The organism is Cupriavidus sp. H18C2 (genome assembly GCF_049393795.1).
Taxonomy (GTDB): domain Bacteria; phylum Pseudomonadota; class Gammaproteobacteria; order Burkholderiales; family Burkholderiaceae; genus Cupriavidus; species Cupriavidus pauculus_C.
On sequence record NZ_CP186010.1, the window covers coordinates 1,017,962 to 1,032,598 of the forward strand.

The 14,637-nt window shown below is 69.5% G+C and carries 16 protein-coding genes; 7 read left to right on the forward strand and 9 right to left on the reverse strand.

The annotated features are described in order from the left end of the window. Positions 1-37 precede the first annotated feature (37 nt). The 3 genes from EPAKOI_RS04855 to EPAKOI_RS04865 are packed head-to-tail and all read right to left on the reverse strand — an operon-like array spanning position 38 to position 3,263. Positions 38-514: a hypothetical protein gene (locus EPAKOI_RS04855; protein ID WP_423193108.1), complete on the reverse strand. Its 477-nt coding sequence runs from the start codon at positions 512-514 to the stop codon at positions 38-40. A 40-nt stretch (positions 515-554) separates the two neighbouring features. Then, the gene (gene recN, locus EPAKOI_RS04860) at positions 555-2,303 is read right to left on the reverse strand and encodes a DNA repair protein RecN (protein ID WP_423193109.1); all 1,749 of its coding nucleotides are present in this window, start codon (positions 2,301-2,303) and stop codon (positions 555-557) included. 42 nt (positions 2,304-2,345) lie between these two features. After that, on the reverse strand, positions 2,346-3,263 hold the full coding sequence (locus tag EPAKOI_RS04865; RefSeq protein ID WP_124684803.1) for an NAD kinase: 918 nt from the start codon (positions 3,261-3,263) through the stop codon (positions 2,346-2,348). 99 nt (positions 3,264-3,362) lie between these two features. Between EPAKOI_RS04865 and hrcA the strand changes: the two genes are divergently transcribed. The 3 genes from hrcA to EPAKOI_RS04880 all read left to right on the forward strand — a co-directional run bounded on the left by hrcA (position 3,363) and on the right by EPAKOI_RS04880 (position 6,062). After that, complete coding sequence (gene hrcA / locus EPAKOI_RS04870) at positions 3,363-4,415, forward strand: heat-inducible transcriptional repressor HrcA (RefSeq protein WP_124684802.1); 1,053 nt, start codon at positions 3,363-3,365, stop codon at positions 4,413-4,415. Between the two features lie 113 nt (positions 4,416-4,528). Further along, complete coding sequence (gene hemH / locus EPAKOI_RS04875; protein ID WP_423193110.1) at positions 4,529-5,644, forward strand: ferrochelatase; 1,116 nt, start codon at positions 4,529-4,531, stop codon at positions 5,642-5,644. Between the two features lie 22 nt (positions 5,645-5,666). Further along, complete coding sequence (locus EPAKOI_RS04880) at positions 5,667-6,062, forward strand: RNA-binding S4 domain-containing protein (protein WP_124684800.1); 396 nt, start codon at positions 5,667-5,669, stop codon at positions 6,060-6,062. A gap of 67 nt (positions 6,063-6,129) precedes the next feature. On the opposite strand, the gene EPAKOI_RS04885 is transcribed toward EPAKOI_RS04880, so the two are convergent. After that, on the reverse strand, positions 6,130-6,483 hold the full coding sequence (locus tag EPAKOI_RS04885) for a hypothetical protein (protein ID WP_423193536.1): 354 nt from the start codon (positions 6,481-6,483) through the stop codon (positions 6,130-6,132). A 95-nt stretch (positions 6,484-6,578) separates the two neighbouring features. On the opposite strand from EPAKOI_RS04885, the gene grpE reads away from it, so the two are divergent. Further along, positions 6,579-7,139: a nucleotide exchange factor GrpE gene (gene grpE / locus EPAKOI_RS04890; protein ID WP_124684799.1), complete on the forward strand. Its 561-nt coding sequence runs from the start codon at positions 6,579-6,581 to the stop codon at positions 7,137-7,139. 79 nt (positions 7,140-7,218) lie between these two features. Continuing rightward, on the forward strand, positions 7,219-7,653 hold the full coding sequence (locus EPAKOI_RS04895) for a thioredoxin family protein (RefSeq protein ID WP_124684798.1): 435 nt from the start codon (positions 7,219-7,221) through the stop codon (positions 7,651-7,653). Here EPAKOI_RS04895 and EPAKOI_RS04900 read toward each other — a convergent pair whose 3' ends face one another. Together EPAKOI_RS04900 and EPAKOI_RS04905 are read right to left on the reverse strand one after the other, a co-directional pair. Next, on the reverse strand, positions 7,654-8,964 hold the full coding sequence (locus EPAKOI_RS04900; RefSeq protein ID WP_423193111.1) for a phospholipase A: 1,311 nt from the start codon (positions 8,962-8,964) through the stop codon (positions 7,654-7,656). A 144-nt stretch (positions 8,965-9,108) separates the two neighbouring features. After that, positions 9,109-9,540: a DUF1841 family protein gene (locus EPAKOI_RS04905; protein WP_423193112.1), complete on the reverse strand. Its 432-nt coding sequence runs from the start codon at positions 9,538-9,540 to the stop codon at positions 9,109-9,111. A 91-nt stretch (positions 9,541-9,631) separates the two neighbouring features. Here EPAKOI_RS04905 and EPAKOI_RS04910 point away from each other — a divergent pair, with 91 nt between their 5' ends. After that, positions 9,632-10,570, forward strand: coding sequence for a DMT family transporter (locus EPAKOI_RS04910; protein ID WP_423193113.1), 939 nt, complete (start codon positions 9,632-9,634; stop codon positions 10,568-10,570). A gap of 87 nt (positions 10,571-10,657) precedes the next feature. Next, complete coding sequence (locus EPAKOI_RS04915; RefSeq protein WP_124684794.1) at positions 10,658-11,245, forward strand: malonic semialdehyde reductase; 588 nt, start codon at positions 10,658-10,660, stop codon at positions 11,243-11,245. A gap of 73 nt (positions 11,246-11,318) precedes the next feature. Here the strand turns inward: EPAKOI_RS04915 and EPAKOI_RS04920 are convergent, their stop codons facing one another. From EPAKOI_RS04920 to EPAKOI_RS04930, 3 genes are read right to left on the reverse strand one after another with little or no spacing between them, the layout of a single operon-like run. Then, positions 11,319-12,044: a Coq4 family protein gene (locus EPAKOI_RS04920; RefSeq protein WP_423193114.1), complete on the reverse strand. Its 726-nt coding sequence runs from the start codon at positions 12,042-12,044 to the stop codon at positions 11,319-11,321. Positions 12,045-12,075: 31 nt separating this feature from the next. Further along, entirely contained in the window at positions 12,076-13,044 is a 969-nt protein-coding gene (locus EPAKOI_RS04925; protein WP_313838222.1) for an alpha/beta fold hydrolase, read from the reverse strand. A gap of 5 nt (positions 13,045-13,049) precedes the next feature. Further along, the gene (locus EPAKOI_RS04930; protein ID WP_423193115.1) at positions 13,050-14,576 is read right to left on the reverse strand and encodes a flavin-containing monooxygenase; all 1,527 of its coding nucleotides are present in this window, start codon (positions 14,574-14,576) and stop codon (positions 13,050-13,052) included. Between the last annotated feature and the right edge of the window lie 61 nt (positions 14,577-14,637).

Genomic DNA, 14,637 nt, shown 5'->3' on the forward strand with positions numbered 1-14,637 from the left:
TCTCGGGTTGGTGCCTCCGGTCAGGTCAGCCCGCCGTCTACGGCTTGGGCATGTCCCGGCTGACCGGGCGGTCGCGATGGGGCCGCAGCAGGCGGTCCGGCGTGGCCGAGGTCACGCGCGGCGCGGCCTGCAGCGTTGCCACGGCCTGGTCCAGCGTCACGTCGGCCGATGCCGTGATGGCGGTGACCAGCCACGTGCCGCCCGACATCGGCCGCTTGACCACGTAGCGCACCGGGCCGGGGATGGCGGCCAGCAGCTTGCCGGCATCCTCGGACACCGTCACCTCGGGCGGCGCGAACTGGACGAGGATGTCGCCGATGGCGCGGTCGTCGGTGATGCTGCCGCGCGGCGGCGCGAACGATTTCGACTCCGACGCGCAGCCGGACACCGCGCTCAGCGCGGTCAGCGCCACCGCGGCCAGCACAGTGGCGGCGGCGCGGCGCACGCCCGGGTGCAGCGGCTGCAGGCGGCGCAGGCAGTGGGGGCGGGGCAATGGCAGCTTGCCATGTGTCATCGGTTTCAAACTCCTGTTTCCGGATCGCCGTGGCATGGCGTCAGCCCGCCGCGCGGCGCGGCTTGCGGCCGCCGCCGTCGCGCGGCGCATTGGCGGCCTGGGCCGCCGTGCGGGCGCCCTGGGCCAGCCCCTGGGCCAGCATCTCCTCGGCATGTTGCATGGTTGTGGCAGTCACCGTGGCGCCGCCGAGCATCCGCGCCGTCTCGCTGACGCGGCCTTCGACGTCGAGCACGCGGATGCGGGAGCGCGTCACGGCGCCCGACTTGTCGGCCTTGCTTTCCTTGCTGACCAGCAGGTGCGTGCCGGCCTGCGCGGCCACCTGGGGCAGGTGGGTCACGCACAGCACCTGGCGCGACCGGCCCAGTTCCTGCAGCCGGCGGCCCACCACCTCGGCCACCGCGCCGCCGATGCCGGTATCCACCTCGTCGAAGATCAGCGTCGGCGTGGGCGCGGCCTCGCTGGTGATCACCGAGATCGCCAGGCTGATCCGCGCCAGTTCGCCGCCGGAGGCCACGCGCGCCAGCGGGCGCGGGCTCACGCCGGCATGGCCGGCCACGAGGAATTCCACCTGTTCGAGCCCGTGGCTCTGGCCTTCGTCCAGCGGGTGCAGCGCCACCGCGAACGCCCCGCCGGCCATCGACAGGCCCTGCATGGCGTCGGTCACGGCGGCCGACAGCGCGTCGGCGGCCACCTTGCGCGCGGCCGACAGGTGCTGGGCCAGCGTCAGGTAGGCGGCGCGCGATGCGGCCTCGCGGGCCAGCACCTTGTTGATGTCCTGCGCGGCCTGCAGGTCGTCGAGCTGCTGCCGGCGTGCCAGCAGTTCGTCGGCCAGCTGCTCGGGCGGCAGGCGGTACTTGCGCGCCGTGGCGTGCAGCGCCTGCATCCGTTCCTCCACGGCCTGCAGCCGCTCGGGATCAAGTTCGAGCCGGTCGACGTAGCGGTTCAGCGAATGCGCGGCTTCCTCGACCTGCACCAGCGCCGGTTCCAGCGCCGCCAGCACGTCGCGCAGCGCCGGGTCGACATCGGCCAGTTGCTGCAGCCGGTGCACCACGCCGTTCAGCACCGACGCCACGGCGCCGTCGGCTTCGGACAGCGCGTCCAGCGCGGCGCGGCTGCCGTCGATCAGGCCGGCGGCATGCGACAGCCGGTTGTATTCGGACTGGATCTCGTCCCACTCGCCCGGCTGCGGGGCCAGCTTGTCGAGTTCGCCCACCTGCCATTCCAGCCGCTCGCGTTCGAGCTGCATCTCGCGCGACTGGTGCTCCACGGCCTCGCGCTGCTTGACGCAGGCCCGCCACGCGCGCCACGCCTCGGCCACGGCGCCGGCCTGCTCGGTCAGCCCGGCGTGGGCGTCGAACAGCTGGCGCTGGGCGTCCGGGCGCAGCAATTGCTGGTGCGCGTGCTGGCCGTGGATGTCGACGAGCTGGTCGCCCACCTCGCGCAACTGGGCCAGCGTGGCGGCGGCGCCGTTGATGAACGCCTTGCTGCGGCCCGACGCGTCGACGGTCCGGCGCAGCAGCACGGTGTCGTCGTCGCCGGCCAGTTCGCGGTCGGCCAGCCAGGCGTCGAGCGCGGCATGGGTGTGGAACGTGGCGCTGATGCCGGCCCGGGCCGCGCCTTCACGGACCACGCCGGCATCGGCGCGCTCGCCCAGCACCAGTGCCAGCGCGTCGATCAGGATCGACTTGCCCGCGCCGGTCTCGCCGGTGAAGACGGTGAAGCCGCCGGTGAAGTCGAGGTCGAGCGTATCGACGATGACGAAATCGCGGATGGACAGGCTGCGCAGCATCTTGGACCGGGGCGTCAGGCGGAGGGATTGGATACGGGCGGCTCAGAGCCGGTTGTCTTCGGTGGGGTACTCGTGCCAGTGCAGCTTCTTGCGCAGCGTGGCGTAGTAGTTGTAGCCCACCGGATGCAGCAGGTTGACGGTCTTGGCCGAGCGGCGCACCACGATGCGGTCGCCCGGCAGCAGCGACGCCAGCGACTGCATGTCGAAGTTGACGCTGACATCGCGCGCGCTGGCCACCTCGATCGTCACCTCCGCGTCGTGCGGCAGCACGATCGGGCGGTTGGACAGCGCGTGCGGGGCAATCGGCACCAGCACCAGGCCGGACAGCGTGGGATGCAGGATCGGCCCGCCGGCGGCCAGCGCGTAGGCGGTGGAGCCGGTGGGCGTGGAGACGATCAGGCCGTCGGACCGCTGGTTGTACATGAAGTAGCCGTCCACCGATACGGCCAGTTCGACCATGCCCGAGATGCCGGACCGGTTGACGACCACGTCGTTGAACGCCAACGCCGAGAAAATCACCCCATCGTCGCGGATCACGCGCGATTCCAGCAGCATGCGGGTCTCGGCCTCGTAGCGGCCGGCCAGCATCTCGGGCAGCGTGCGGGTGACGTCTTCGAGCGGGATGTCGGTCATGAAGCCCAGCCGGCCGTGGTTCACGCCGATCACCGGCACGTCGTGGCCGGCAAGCTGGCGGGCCAGGCCCAGCAGCGTGCCGTCGCCGCCAAGCACCACGGCCACGTCGGCCTCGCGGCCGATTTCCTCGGGCGTCAGCACCGGGTAGCCGGTCAGGCCGGTGGCCGCGGCGGTCTCGCGCTCGAACACCACGTCCTGGCCGTTGCGGGAGATGCAGGACGCCAGTTCCTCCAGCGGGCCTTCGATACCGGCGGTCGAATGCCTGCCCACCAGGGCGACGGTCTTGAACGGCGCGCGCGTGGCGCTGGGCTTGGAGGGGGCAGACATGGCGGGATTAGACCATACCGGCATGACCATTGCCAGCATCGGCAGGATCGGTGCGGCCGGCGCCCGAACGGGCCAGTTTTGATTAAAATCCGATGCATCATGGACGAACGTTCGAAAACCCTTCTCAAGACCCTGATCGAGCGGTACATCGCCGAAGGGCAGCCGGTGGGCTCGCGGACCCTGTCGAAGTACTCGGGTCTGGACCTGTCGCCGGCGACCATTCGCAATGTGATGTCCGACCTCGAGGAGATGGGGTTCATCGCCAGCCCGCACACGTCGGCGGGCCGCATCCCCACGCCGCGCGGCTACCGGCTGTTCGTCGACACGATGCTCACGGCGCGGCCGCTGGAGGGCCAGACCGGGCTCAGCGCCGAGCTGGCCGGGCTCAAGGACCAGATCCAGGGCCAGATGGCCAGCCAGCAACTGGGGCCGCAGCGGATGATCACGGCGGCGGCGCACACGCTGTCGAACCTGTCGCGGTTCGCGGGCGTGGTGATGACGCCACGGCGCGCGCAGGCGTTCCGGCAGGTGGAATTCATGCGGTTGTCGGACAAGCGCATCCTGCTGATCATCGTAAGCCCCGAGGGCGACGTCCAGAACCGCATCATCCAGACCGAGCTGTCCTACACGCCGGCCCAGCTGATCGAGGCGGCCAACTTCTTCAACACGCACTACGCGGGCATGAGCTTCGACGCGGTGCGCGACCACCTGCGCGGCGAGCTGCAGGCGCTGCGGCGCGACATGTCGTCGCTGATGCAGGCCGCCGTGGAAGCGGGCAGCAGCGCCATGGCCGAGGACAACACCGAGCAGGTGTTCATCTCGGGCGAGCGGCGGCTGCTGGAGGTGGAAGACCTGTCGTCCAGCATGGACAAGCTGCGCCGGCTGTTCGATGTCTTCGAGCACAAGACCAGCCTGCTGCAACTGCTGGACGTATCCAGCCACGCGCAGGGCGTGCAGATCTTCATCGGCGGCGAAAGCCAGCTCGTGCCGCTGGAGGACATGGCCGTGATCACGGCGCCGTACGAGGTGGATGGCCAGATCGTCGGCACGCTCGGCGTGATCGGCCCCACGCGCATGGCCTACGAACGGGTGATCCCGATCGTCGACATCACGGCCCGGCTGCTGTCCAGCGCCCTGAGCCAGAACTCCTGACGCGCCGCCAGGGTCTGTACCCTGCGAGGCGGCGCCTCGCGGCCGCCCGCGTGCGTCCCCCGTCGTATGATGCGACTTGTTGCCAGCGCCCCGGCACCCGACCCGGAACCTCCATGACGTTTTCGCCTGAACCGGCATACCAGCACGGCCAGCCGCCGCGCACCGCAATCCTGCTGATCAACCTCGGCACCCCCGACGCCCCCACGCCCAAGGCGGTGGGTCGCTACCTGAAGGCGTTCCTGTCCGACCCGCGCGTGGTGGAAATCCCGCGGCTGGCGTGGCTGCCGATTCTGCACGGCGTGATTCTGCCGTTCCGCTCGCGGGCATCGGCCATGAAGTACGAGTCGATCTGGCTGCGCGAGGCCCATATGACGGGGTCGCCACTGCTGGTGCACACCGAGCGCCAGGCCCACGCGCTGCAGTTGCTGCTGCACAAGCTTGGCCACGACGTGACCGTGGCCTGCGCCATGCGCTACGGCAATCCGTCGATCGACTCGGTCATGGAGGCGCTGCGCCGGCAGGGCACCGAGCGCGTGCTGGTGCTGCCGCTGTATCCGCAGTTCTCGGGCACGACCACGGCCACCGCGTTCGATGAACTGTTCCGCGTGCTGGCCGGCTGGCGCAACCAGCCGGAGCTGCGGCTGGTCAAGCATTTCCACGATCACCCGGCCTACATCGCGGCGCTGGCGGCCCGCGTGCGGGAATACTGGGCGGCGCACGGCCTGCCCGACCTTGCGCGCGGCGACCGGCTGATCCTGTCCTTCCACGGCCTGCCGCGCAGGCTGCTGGACCTGGGCGATCCCTACCATTGCGAATGCCTGAAGACGGGCCGGCTGCTGGGCGAGGCGCTGGGATTGCAGCCGGGCCAGTACCAGGTGACGTTCCAGTCGCGTTTCGGCAAGGCCGAATGGCTGCAGCCCTATACCGCGCCGACGCTGGTGGAACTGGGCAAGGTCGGCACGCAGCGGGTGGACGTGTTCTGCCCCGGCTTTCCGGCCGACTGCATCGAGACGCTGGAGGAAATCGCCATGGAAGGCCAGAGCGAATTCCGCGTGGCCGGCGGGCAGGATTTCCATTTCATTCCGTGCCTGAATGATTCGGAGCCGTGGATTGCCGGGCTGGCCGACATCGCGTTGCAGCATCTGCAGGGCTGGCCGCTGGACCTGCCGCATCCACATGAACTGGAGGCACGGCGGACCCGGGCGCAGACGCGCGGCGCGGCGGCCTGACGGCGGCAGGAAGGAGAGCACGATGCAAGTGGATTTCGACGCCGATGCGCGGATGCGGATCGACAAGTGGCTGTGGTGCGCGCGGTTCTTCAAGACGCGCTCGCTGGCGGCCGATGCGGTGGAGCGCGGGCGGGTGACGGTCAACGGCCAGCCGGTCAAGAATTCGCGCGAGGTAAAGCCCGGCGACACGGTGGTGCTGGACGCCCACGAGCAGCGCTGGGAGGTGGTGGTCAAGGGCGTGCCGGCGTCGCGCGGATCGGCGCCGATCGCCCAGACGACCTACGCGGAAACGCCCGAAAGCCAGGCCCGGCGCCAGCAGGAGGCCGACCGGCGGCGCCTGCAGCCGGAGCCGGCCGCGCAGTTGCAGGGCCGGCCGACCAAGCGCGACCGGCGCCGCATCGACGACTTCAGAAGTTGATCAGGCAGGAAAGGAAACGCGGCGGGCCAGCCGGAGCCCTTGGCCTCGGCTGGCGGATGAAGAGGGGTCAGCGGACGTACTGGACGATGTAGTGCTTGAACACGGCCTTGCCGCTGCCATATTCGGTATCGCGCGGGGCGACCGCCTCTGACAGGCAGATGAAGGCCGTCATCGCCGACAGCGCGGCAATCAGGCATAACGTCACGACCGGCAACTTGTGCATGGTGAAGCGTCCCAAAGATGCACCAATATGATCCACCTTCTTGCTCCCGTTATTTTTGTCATTTTTCCTGCTATGAATCTTAGTGTTTGCGTTGCAGCAAAGCAATAAACACCAGATGTCATGAAACGCCCCTTTGTAACGGCGTATTTCCGGGTCCCTGAACGCGCACACCTTGAAAAAGTGGAATCGTGTCGCCATCTGCGGCTAGACTTGCCGGTTGGCATCCGATCCATCCCGTGGCCACGTCGTTGCCTTGAAGCGGCCGCGGTTTTAGCTATTTGATACGAATCGACATGGAAGAACAGAATCTGACGCCAGACCAGAACCCGCAGCAGGCGGCCAATGCCGCCGCGGCTGCGCCGGCGCCCGAGGCTGCGGCCGCCGGTGCTGACGAGATCGCACGCCTGACCCAGCAGGTGGCAGAGCTGGAAGCCAAGGCCAAGGAGCACTACGACATGTTCCTGCGCGCCACGGCCGAAGGCGAGAACATCCGCCGCCGCTCGCAGGACGAAGTGGCCAAGGCCCACAAGTTCGCGATCGAGAATTTTGCCGACAACCTCGTGCCCGTCATGGACAGCCTGCAGGCCGCGCTGGCCGACAACACCGGCGACCTGAAGAAGCTGCGCGAGGGCGTGGAGCTGACCGCCCGCCAGCTGGCCGCCGCCTTCGAGCGCGGCAAGATCGTCGAGGTCAATCCGGTGGGCGAGAAGTTCGATCCGCACCGCCACCAGGCCATCTCGATGGTGCCGTCCGAGCAGGAGCCGAACACCGTGGTGTCGGTGCTGCAACGGGGCTACACGATTGCCGACCGCGTGCTGCGTCCGGCGCTGGTGACCGTCTCGGCGCCGCGCTGACCGGCACGATGTGAATGGTTCGTACGACGCCCGGGGGCCGCAAGGCTGCCCGGGCGTCGTCGTTTCTGGAGATACCGCCATGGCGGACAACGCATCGCACACCGCATCAGACACCCAGGGCGACGCCCCGCACCTGGACCACCGCGCCTTCGACGCGCTGGCCATGCAGGCCGTGGATCCGGCCACCATCGACCCGGCCATCGCGTCCGCTGGCGACGACCTGGTCTGCGTGTTCTTCTGGGGCGTGGACTGCTTCAACTGCGAGATGGCCAAGAAGGCGATCCTGGCCGATCCGGACAAGCTGCGCGTGCTGAACCTGCGCTGGCTGCACACCAACGTCTACGCTCATCCCGAACTGGGCCGCCGCTTCGGCCTGCACGGCATTCCGGTGTTCATGTTCTTCCACCGCGGCAAGCGGCTGGGCCGCGCCACGGGCTGGCACGGCTACGGCCAGTTCGCGGCGGCGGTGGCCAACGCCCGGCTCAAGGCCGAGGGCAAGCCGCTGGCGGGCTGATCAGCGCGACAGCGCGTAGCCCACGCGGAACTGCCACGGCGTCTTCTGGTTGTAGTACAGCAGGCTCTCGCCGTAGCCGTAGAAGAAGCCGGCCATCAGGTAGCCGGCCGTGCCGGGCAGCAGCCGCGCCAGCGGGTAGGTGAGCTGCGTGTCGACGCTGCCATAGCCCTTGCGCGTGCCCTTGCGCAGCGTGGCGGCCACCTCCCACGAATCGGGCCGGCCGTAGGCGATGTTCAGGTCCATGTAGCCCCGGTAGTGGGCGATGTCCTCGTTGTCGCTCTTGCCCACGTAGGCGTACAGCTTGGGCGCCACGCGCCAGTGGAAGTCGGTCTGGTCCCCGAAATACATCGTCGGCTTGACGAACAGCGTGTTGACGGCGCGCGAGTTGTCGCCGTCGCGGCCGTTCGATTCGTGCTCGAAGCCGGTGGCGATCGACATCCGGCTGATCACGCTGTTCTTCACGCCCGTGTCCGACAGGTAGTAGTACAGGCTGGGCCGGTAGTTCGTGTCCTTGAACGGGCGCGATTCGCTGGCCAGGTCCCACAGCGAGAACTGCGTGTAGGCGAAGTACAGGTTGTCCAGCACCGACTTTGACTTGGGGTCCTCGCCCTCGAAGATCCGGTACTTGAAGCTGATCTGGAACTTGGCGTTGGCGCCGTTGTGGCCGCCGAACATGATGTACATCGGCTCGTTGAACGACAGCCGCTGGGCGTCGCGCAGGTCGACCGGGGCGGGCGGCGGGGCGCCGCCGTCGGCGGTGACGATGGGCGTGACCGGCGTGGCGGCCGGGTTGGCCGCCGGGGCTGGCGCGGTGGCGCCATCGGCCGGTGCCGCCGCCACCACGGGCGGCCGGGCCGGGGTCTCGCCCGGTACGGGCGCGCGGTTCAGCGTGACCAGGACCGGCGCGGCGTCGATGCCGGTGACGTCGATCCGCACCAGGCCGCGCAGCGTGGCGGGCCATTCGGCGGTGTAGCTGATGGTGCGGTTCTCGCCGCGCCGCAGGTTCAGGATGGCCGGGCCGCTGCCAACGCGCCGCAGCGTGACGCGCACCGGCGCGGCAAGGTCGCCCGAGACCGTGGCTTCGAGCGTATCGGGCACGGCGTAGCGGCGCAGGTCTTCGTCACCGGTGGCCAGCAGCGTCAGCGTGAGCGGCCGGGTGCCGTCGATCTGGCGCGGCGGCTGCAGCAGCGAGACGGCCGCCTGCGCGGTCATCGGCATGGCCAGCGCGCCAAGCGCGGCGGTGGCGGTCAGCGCGGACAACAGCGCGGCGGCGCGGCGGCTGCCCGCGCGCGGGGAGAGAGGGTAGGACATGGGACATCGGCACGCCGGCGCCGCGCGGCATCCACGGAGCGGGGTCCGGTGGCGCCGACGAGACGGGCAGGCGTGGCAAGGAATGGCAACCGGCAGAGATTAGCATGCGCCGCCCGCGCCGCTTGTCAGTGTGCGTCGGACAAATCAGCCTTTGGCGCGGCGCTGGATATCGTCGACGTAGGCCTGCCCGTCGGGCGGCATGCCGGTGCGCTGTGCGTTCCAGAGCATCTGGCCCAGCGCTTCCATGATCTCGTGCTGGGCGGCGTGCGGCGAGTCGAGCCGGCGGCTCAGCGCCTCGTAGGCGGCGCGGATGCCGGGCGGCTGGTCGATCGACACCTGTTCGGAGATCGACAGGTGCATCGCCAGGTGCAGGAACGGGTTGGTCTGGCCGGCCTCGGGCGTGTAGTCGCGCGCCAGGGCGCCTTCGGTGTCGTCAAGCTGCGCGTGGTACTCGGGATGCTGGTCGATCCAGTCGACCGCGATCGCCTCCAGCGGCGTCAGGACACTGCCCGCAACGCGCTTCTGCCACGCTTCGCAGAAGAACCGGCGGACTTCTTCTCTTGAGGGATTGAACATGATGGCCGCTATTGTAGTGCAGCGGTCCGGGCGCTGCCGGCCGGGCCCGGCGCGTGCGTAGAATGCGAGGTTTCGATCCCTTGCCGCCACCATGACCGTCTCTGTTGCCGCCACCCGTGGCCAGGCCCGCGACAAGCTCGCGGGCGTGCTGCTGATCGCGCTGTCCGCCAGCGCCTTTGGCGCCATGGCCATCTTCGCCCGCTTTGCGTATGCGGCCGGCGCCGATGTCTACGGCCTGCTGGCGGTCCGGTTCGTGGTGGCGGCGGTGGCGATGGCGCTGGTGATGCGCGCGCGCGGGATCCGACTGCCGCCGTGGCGCCGGGTGCTGGCGCTGGCGGCGATGGGCGGCATCGGCTACGTCGGGCAGTCGTACTGCTTCTTTACCGCGCTGAACCATGCCCAGGCCAGCCTCGTGGCGCTGCTGCTCTATCTCTATCCGCTGTTCGTGACGCTGCTGGCGGCGGTCTTCCTGAAGGAGGCGCTGACCACGCCGGCCGTGATCGCGCTGGTGCTGTGCTCGGTCGGCGCGGGGCTGACGGTGGGCGGCGGCGAAGGCGAGCCGATCGGCATCGCGCTGGGCGTGGCGGCGGCGGTGATCTATTCGGTCTACATCGTCGTCGGCGCGCGGGTGACGGCCGGCGTCAATGCCATCGCCACGACCACGGTGATCTGCACGGCGGCCGCGCTGGTCTACGTGACGGTGGGCATCCTGCGCAGCGGCGCCGGCGTGCCGCCCCAGTTCCCGGCCACGGCCGGCGGCTGGCTGGCGCTGGTGGCCATTGCGCTGGTGTCGACGGTGCTGGCCATCCTGACGTTTTTCGCCGGGTTGCAGAAGCTGGGCGCGGCGCGGGCGTCGATGCTGTCGACGCTGGAGCCCGTGGTGACCGTGGTGCTGGCCGCTCTGCTGCTGGGCGAGCACATCGGGCCGACGCAGGCCGTGGGCGGCGGGCTGATTGTGCTGGGTGTCTTGTGGCTCACACGGCGGGCCAGTGCTACGCCGCCGCTGGAGCCCGCCGACGAACGGAATTGAACGGCTTCGTCAAACCGGCTGTCTACGGCGACGCCCTGCTTGGGTACAATCGCGCCTTCTTCCTTCACAAAACCCGGAAACCGCGCAATGAAACCCGTCGATCAGGCCGTGATTGCACAATTGTTCACCGAAGCCCGCACCCATAACGTGTGGCAGGACAAGCACGTGGACGATGCCCTGCTGCAGCAGGTCTACGAGGCGATGAAGTTCGGCCCGACGGCCGCCAATGGCTCGCCGGCCCGCATCGTGTTCGTGAAGTCGGCCGAGCAGAAGGCCCGCCTGGTCGAGTGCGTGTCCGCCGGCAACGTCGAAAAGACGCGCTCGGCGCCGGTGACGGCCATCATCGCCTTCGACAACGCGTTCCACGACCAGCTTCCGAAGCTGTTCCCGCATGCCGACGCCCGCGCCTGGTACGCCGGCAACGACGAGAAGATTGCCCGCGACGCGCTGATGAACAGCTCGCTGCAAGGCGCCTACTTCATCCTGGCCGCCCGCGCGCTGGGCCTGGACTGCGGCCCGATGGCCGGTTTCGATGCCGACAAGGTCAACGCCGCGTTCTTCCCGGACGGCAAGTGGTCGGTCAACTTCCTGGTGAACCTGGGCTACGGCGATGCCGACAAGCTGCACCCGCGCCTGCCGCGCCTGTCGTTCGACGAAGCCTGCCGCATCGTCTGACCGGCCCTCGCGCCATGGAAAAAGGCGACCCTCGGGTCGCCTTTTTTGCGTCTGCGGACGATGGATTGGTTGCTCAGGCCGTCCACGCCTGCATGGGGCTGCAGGCCAGGTAGCGCACCGGATCGGCAATGCCCAGCCGCGCGCGGGCCGCGTCCAGCGGTTCGTGCAGCAGCCTCTCGTAGTCCTCGCCCAGCAGCCAGCCGGCACGGCGGCCCCGGCGGTAGCCTTCCAGCACGGCTCGCGCAAAGGCCAGGCTGCGCGTCACGCGCCAGCTTTTCAGCGAGGCGGCGATGGCGATGAACGCCCAGCCCTTGCCGCCGGTCTGCGCGTAGCTGAATGCCACGAGCGCGGCTTCGCCCAGGCTCTCGTCGGCACGGTAGCCGGTCAGCACGTGCCAGATGTCGTGCACGTCGCGCGTCCGGCGGCCAAACCACATGTAGGCGTCCTCGACGATCGGCTCCTGGTTCAGGTTCGACACCTTGGCCAGTCCGTCGGCGCTGTAGCCGGTGGCTTCCAGGAAGCCACGGTACGCGGCGCCCACCGTGCCCGGCGCGAAGCTGGCGATATAGGCCGGGTCCGATAGTTTTTCGGCCAGTTCGATGCGCTGGTAGGCCATGCGGCGGCCGTCGGGCGTGCTCAGCAGGCGGCTGTAGTTGCGCGGCATCGACGGCCCGTTCAGCGCGCGCATGATGCGGAACACCTGCTCGGTGTCGTTGCCATCGGCCAGCAGCTTGCGGATGGCCTGGAACGCGGTGGGCAGGTCGCGCCGGTACGGGTTGGAGCCTGTGGAGGTAGCCATGGACGGGTCCTTTCGGCGGGAGGGCGATGGGTCAGGCGGTGGCCGGCTCGCGCAGCCGGGCGGCGGCCGTGCGCACGAAATCCACGCTGGTGTCGATGGCCGTCACGGGCAGCATATGCCCGCCCGGCACCAGCGTCAGTTGTGCGGCGGGCACGCGGGCGACAAATGCTTCGCCGTTCTTGCGGTAGTCGAGGATGCGGTCATCGCGGCCGTAGAGGATGCTCACCGGCACACGCAGGTCGGCGTACTGCGCCACCAGCGGCGGCAGGCTGTGCGCGGCGCCGATCAGGTCTTCGGACGCGCCAAGGAAATGGCCCGGCCGCAGCGCCAGCAGGCCGCCGCCGCGCACGGGAAAGTCGGCCGGCACGGCGTCGGGGCCGAACACGATGTCCATGACCTGCGCGCGATTGCGGATCGACATCGGAATCAGCAGCGTCCACGCGATCAGCTTGCGCAGGGCCGGGCTGGGGATCGTCATGGCCTTGAACACCGGCGAGATCTGCTCGGGCGGGTGCGTCAGCGGCGCAATCAGCGCCAGGCCGCCCACGCGCTGGGGGTGGTAGGCGGCCAGCGCCAGCGCGATGGCGCCGCCGAGCGAATGGCCGACCACGAGCGGCTGGTGCAGCCCGAGCTGGTCGATCAGCGCCGCCAGCGTGTCGGCCTGCGCGCGCAGGTCGGCCGGGGCGCCGGCATCGCGCGTGGACCAGCCGGCGCCGGGCCGATCGACCGCCACCACGCGGAAGTCGCGCGCCAGCGGCGCGATCATCCCGTAGTCGAAGTTGGCAAGCTGGCCCGACAGGCCATGGACCAGCAGCACGGGCTGGCCCTGGCCCTGTTCGACGACATGCAGCCGCGCGCCCGGCACATCGACGAAGCGGCCCGTGGGCGGCAGCCCCGCCTCGATCTTGCCGACCGTGTGGCGTGTAAACAGGTAGAGCAGGGCAAGCAGGATCAGCAGCGCGGCGGCCAGCACGGCCACGGCGGCGATCAGCGTCGGCAGGAGGGTCAAGGTTGGGCCTCGGCGAGTGGGTCGTTGGGGGCGGTAGCCGGCACGGCGGCGGCCGGCGCGCGGGCAAAGCGCAGCACGCCGTCGTCGATGCGGCCATGGCGGATCGTCAGCATGTCCATCAGGTAATTCTGATACACGCGCCACGGCTTGCGGTGGCCCTGGCGCGGCAGCACCGACGCGGCGCGCTGCACGTAGCCCGACGTGAAATCCAGGAACGGCACGGCCTGCACGGTTGGGTCTGGCGCGGGCATGGCGATGCGGTAGCCGCGGCGGTCCATGAAGCGCAGCAGCCGGCAGGCGTACTCGGCGGTCAGGTCGGCCTTGAGCGTCCACGACGCATTGGTATAGCCGAACGCCAGCAACAGGTTCGGCACGTTGCCAAGCATCATGCCCTTGTACGCGAGCGATTCCGACGGGCGGCGCGGCTGGCCATCGACGGTCAGGGCGATGTCGCCGAGCATGTTCAGCTTCAGGCCGGTGGCCACGACCACCACGTCGGCCGGCAGCGTCTGGCCCGATTGCAGCACGATGCCGTCGGCCGTGAAGCGCTCGATCTGGTCCGTCACCACCGAGGCACGGCCGTTGCGGAGTTCGCGGAACAGGTCGCCGTCGGGCACCAGGCAGACGCGCTGGTCCCACGGGTTGTAGCGCGGCGTGAAATGCGTGGCGACGTCGAAGCCCGGCGCCAGTTGCGCGGCAGCCATCTCCACCAGCCGCGCCTTGACCTTGGCCGGGCGGCGCCGCGCGAGCTGGAAGAAGAACATGCCGAGCAGCACGTTCTTCCAGCGGGTGGCGCGGTAGGCCAGCCGTTCGGGCAGCATGTCGCGCAGCTTGCGGGCGATGGCGTCCTCGCCGGGGCGGGTGACGATGTAGGTCGGCGATCGCTGCAGCATTGTCACGTGCGCGGCGGTCTCGGCCATCGCCGGCACCAGCGTGACGGCCGTGGCGCCGCTGCCGATCACGACCACGCGCTTGCCGGCATAGTCGATCGACGGGTCCCAGAACTGCGGATGGACCATCTGGCCACGGAAGGCGGCCTCGTCCGGGAAGCTCGGGCGGTGGCCCTCGGCGTAGCGGTAGTAGCCGGCGCAGACGTAGAGCAGGCGGGCGCGCAGGCGCTGGCGGCTGCCGTCGGCGGTGCGCTCGGCATCGACGGTCCAGCACGCCTCGGCGCTGTGCCAGGCCGCCGCGACAACCTTGTGCCCGAAGCGGATGTGGCGGGTAATGCCCGTCTCCTCGGCGGTCTCGCGGATGTAGGCCAGGATCGACGGGCCGTCGGCGATGGCCTTGGCGCCGCGCCAGGGCTTGAAGCGGTAGCCGAGCGTGTACATGTCGGAGTCCGACCGGATGCCCGGGTAGCGGAACAGATCCCAGGTGCCGCCGATGGCGTCGCGCGCCTCCAGGATGGCGAAACGCTTGTCCGGACAGCGCTGCTGCAACTGCCGGGCGGCGCCAATGCCGGACAGGCCGGCGCCGACGATCAGCACGTCGAGGACATCGTCTTCGGGCGGGGGAGGGCGCATGGCAGGTACCGGGGGCGAGTGGGTATTCTGACAACATAGGTTGTCAGACGCCATCTGACAA

Bases quoted from the DNA above. Each gene is read 5' to 3' on its own strand.
- EPAKOI_RS04895 (WP_124684798.1), top strand. From the start codon at position 7,219: ATGGCGGACAACGCATCGCACACCGCATCAGACACCCAGGGCGACGCC.
- grpE (WP_124684799.1), top strand. From the start codon at position 6,579: ATGGAAGAACAGAATCTGACGCCAGACCAGAACCCGCAGCAGGCGGCC.
- EPAKOI_RS04915 (WP_124684794.1), top strand. From the start codon at position 10,658: ATGAAACCCGTCGATCAGGCCGTGATTGCACAATTGTTCACCGAAGCC.
- EPAKOI_RS04900 (WP_423193111.1), bottom strand. From the start codon at position 8,964: ATGTCCTACCCTCTCTCCCCGCGCGCGGGCAGCCGCCGCGCCGCCGCG.
- EPAKOI_RS04910 (WP_423193113.1), top strand. From the start codon at position 9,632: ATGACCGTCTCTGTTGCCGCCACCCGTGGCCAGGCCCGCGACAAGCTC.
- hemH (WP_423193110.1), top strand. From the start codon at position 4,529: ATGACGTTTTCGCCTGAACCGGCATACCAGCACGGCCAGCCGCCGCGC.
- hrcA (WP_124684802.1), top strand. From the start codon at position 3,363: ATGGACGAACGTTCGAAAACCCTTCTCAAGACCCTGATCGAGCGGTAC.
- EPAKOI_RS04905 (WP_423193112.1), bottom strand. From the start codon at position 9,540: ATGTTCAATCCCTCAAGAGAAGAAGTCCGCCGGTTCTTCTGCGAAGCG.
- EPAKOI_RS04885 (WP_423193536.1), bottom strand. From the start codon at position 6,483: ATGGCGACACGATTCCACTTTTTCAAGGTGTGCGCGTTCAGGGACCCG.
- EPAKOI_RS04865 (WP_124684803.1), bottom strand. From the start codon at position 3,263: ATGTCTGCCCCCTCCAAGCCCAGCGCCACGCGCGCGCCGTTCAAGACC.
- EPAKOI_RS04855 (WP_423193108.1), bottom strand. From the start codon at position 514: ATGACACATGGCAAGCTGCCATTGCCCCGCCCCCACTGCCTGCGCCGC.
- EPAKOI_RS04930 (WP_423193115.1), bottom strand. From the start codon at position 14,576: ATGCGCCCTCCCCCGCCCGAAGACGATGTCCTCGACGTGCTGATCGTC.
- EPAKOI_RS04920 (WP_423193114.1), bottom strand. From the start codon at position 12,044: ATGGCTACCTCCACAGGCTCCAACCCGTACCGGCGCGACCTGCCCACC.
- recN (WP_423193109.1), bottom strand. From the start codon at position 2,303: ATGCTGCGCAGCCTGTCCATCCGCGATTTCGTCATCGTCGATACGCTC.
- EPAKOI_RS04880 (WP_124684800.1), top strand. From the start codon at position 5,667: ATGCAAGTGGATTTCGACGCCGATGCGCGGATGCGGATCGACAAGTGG.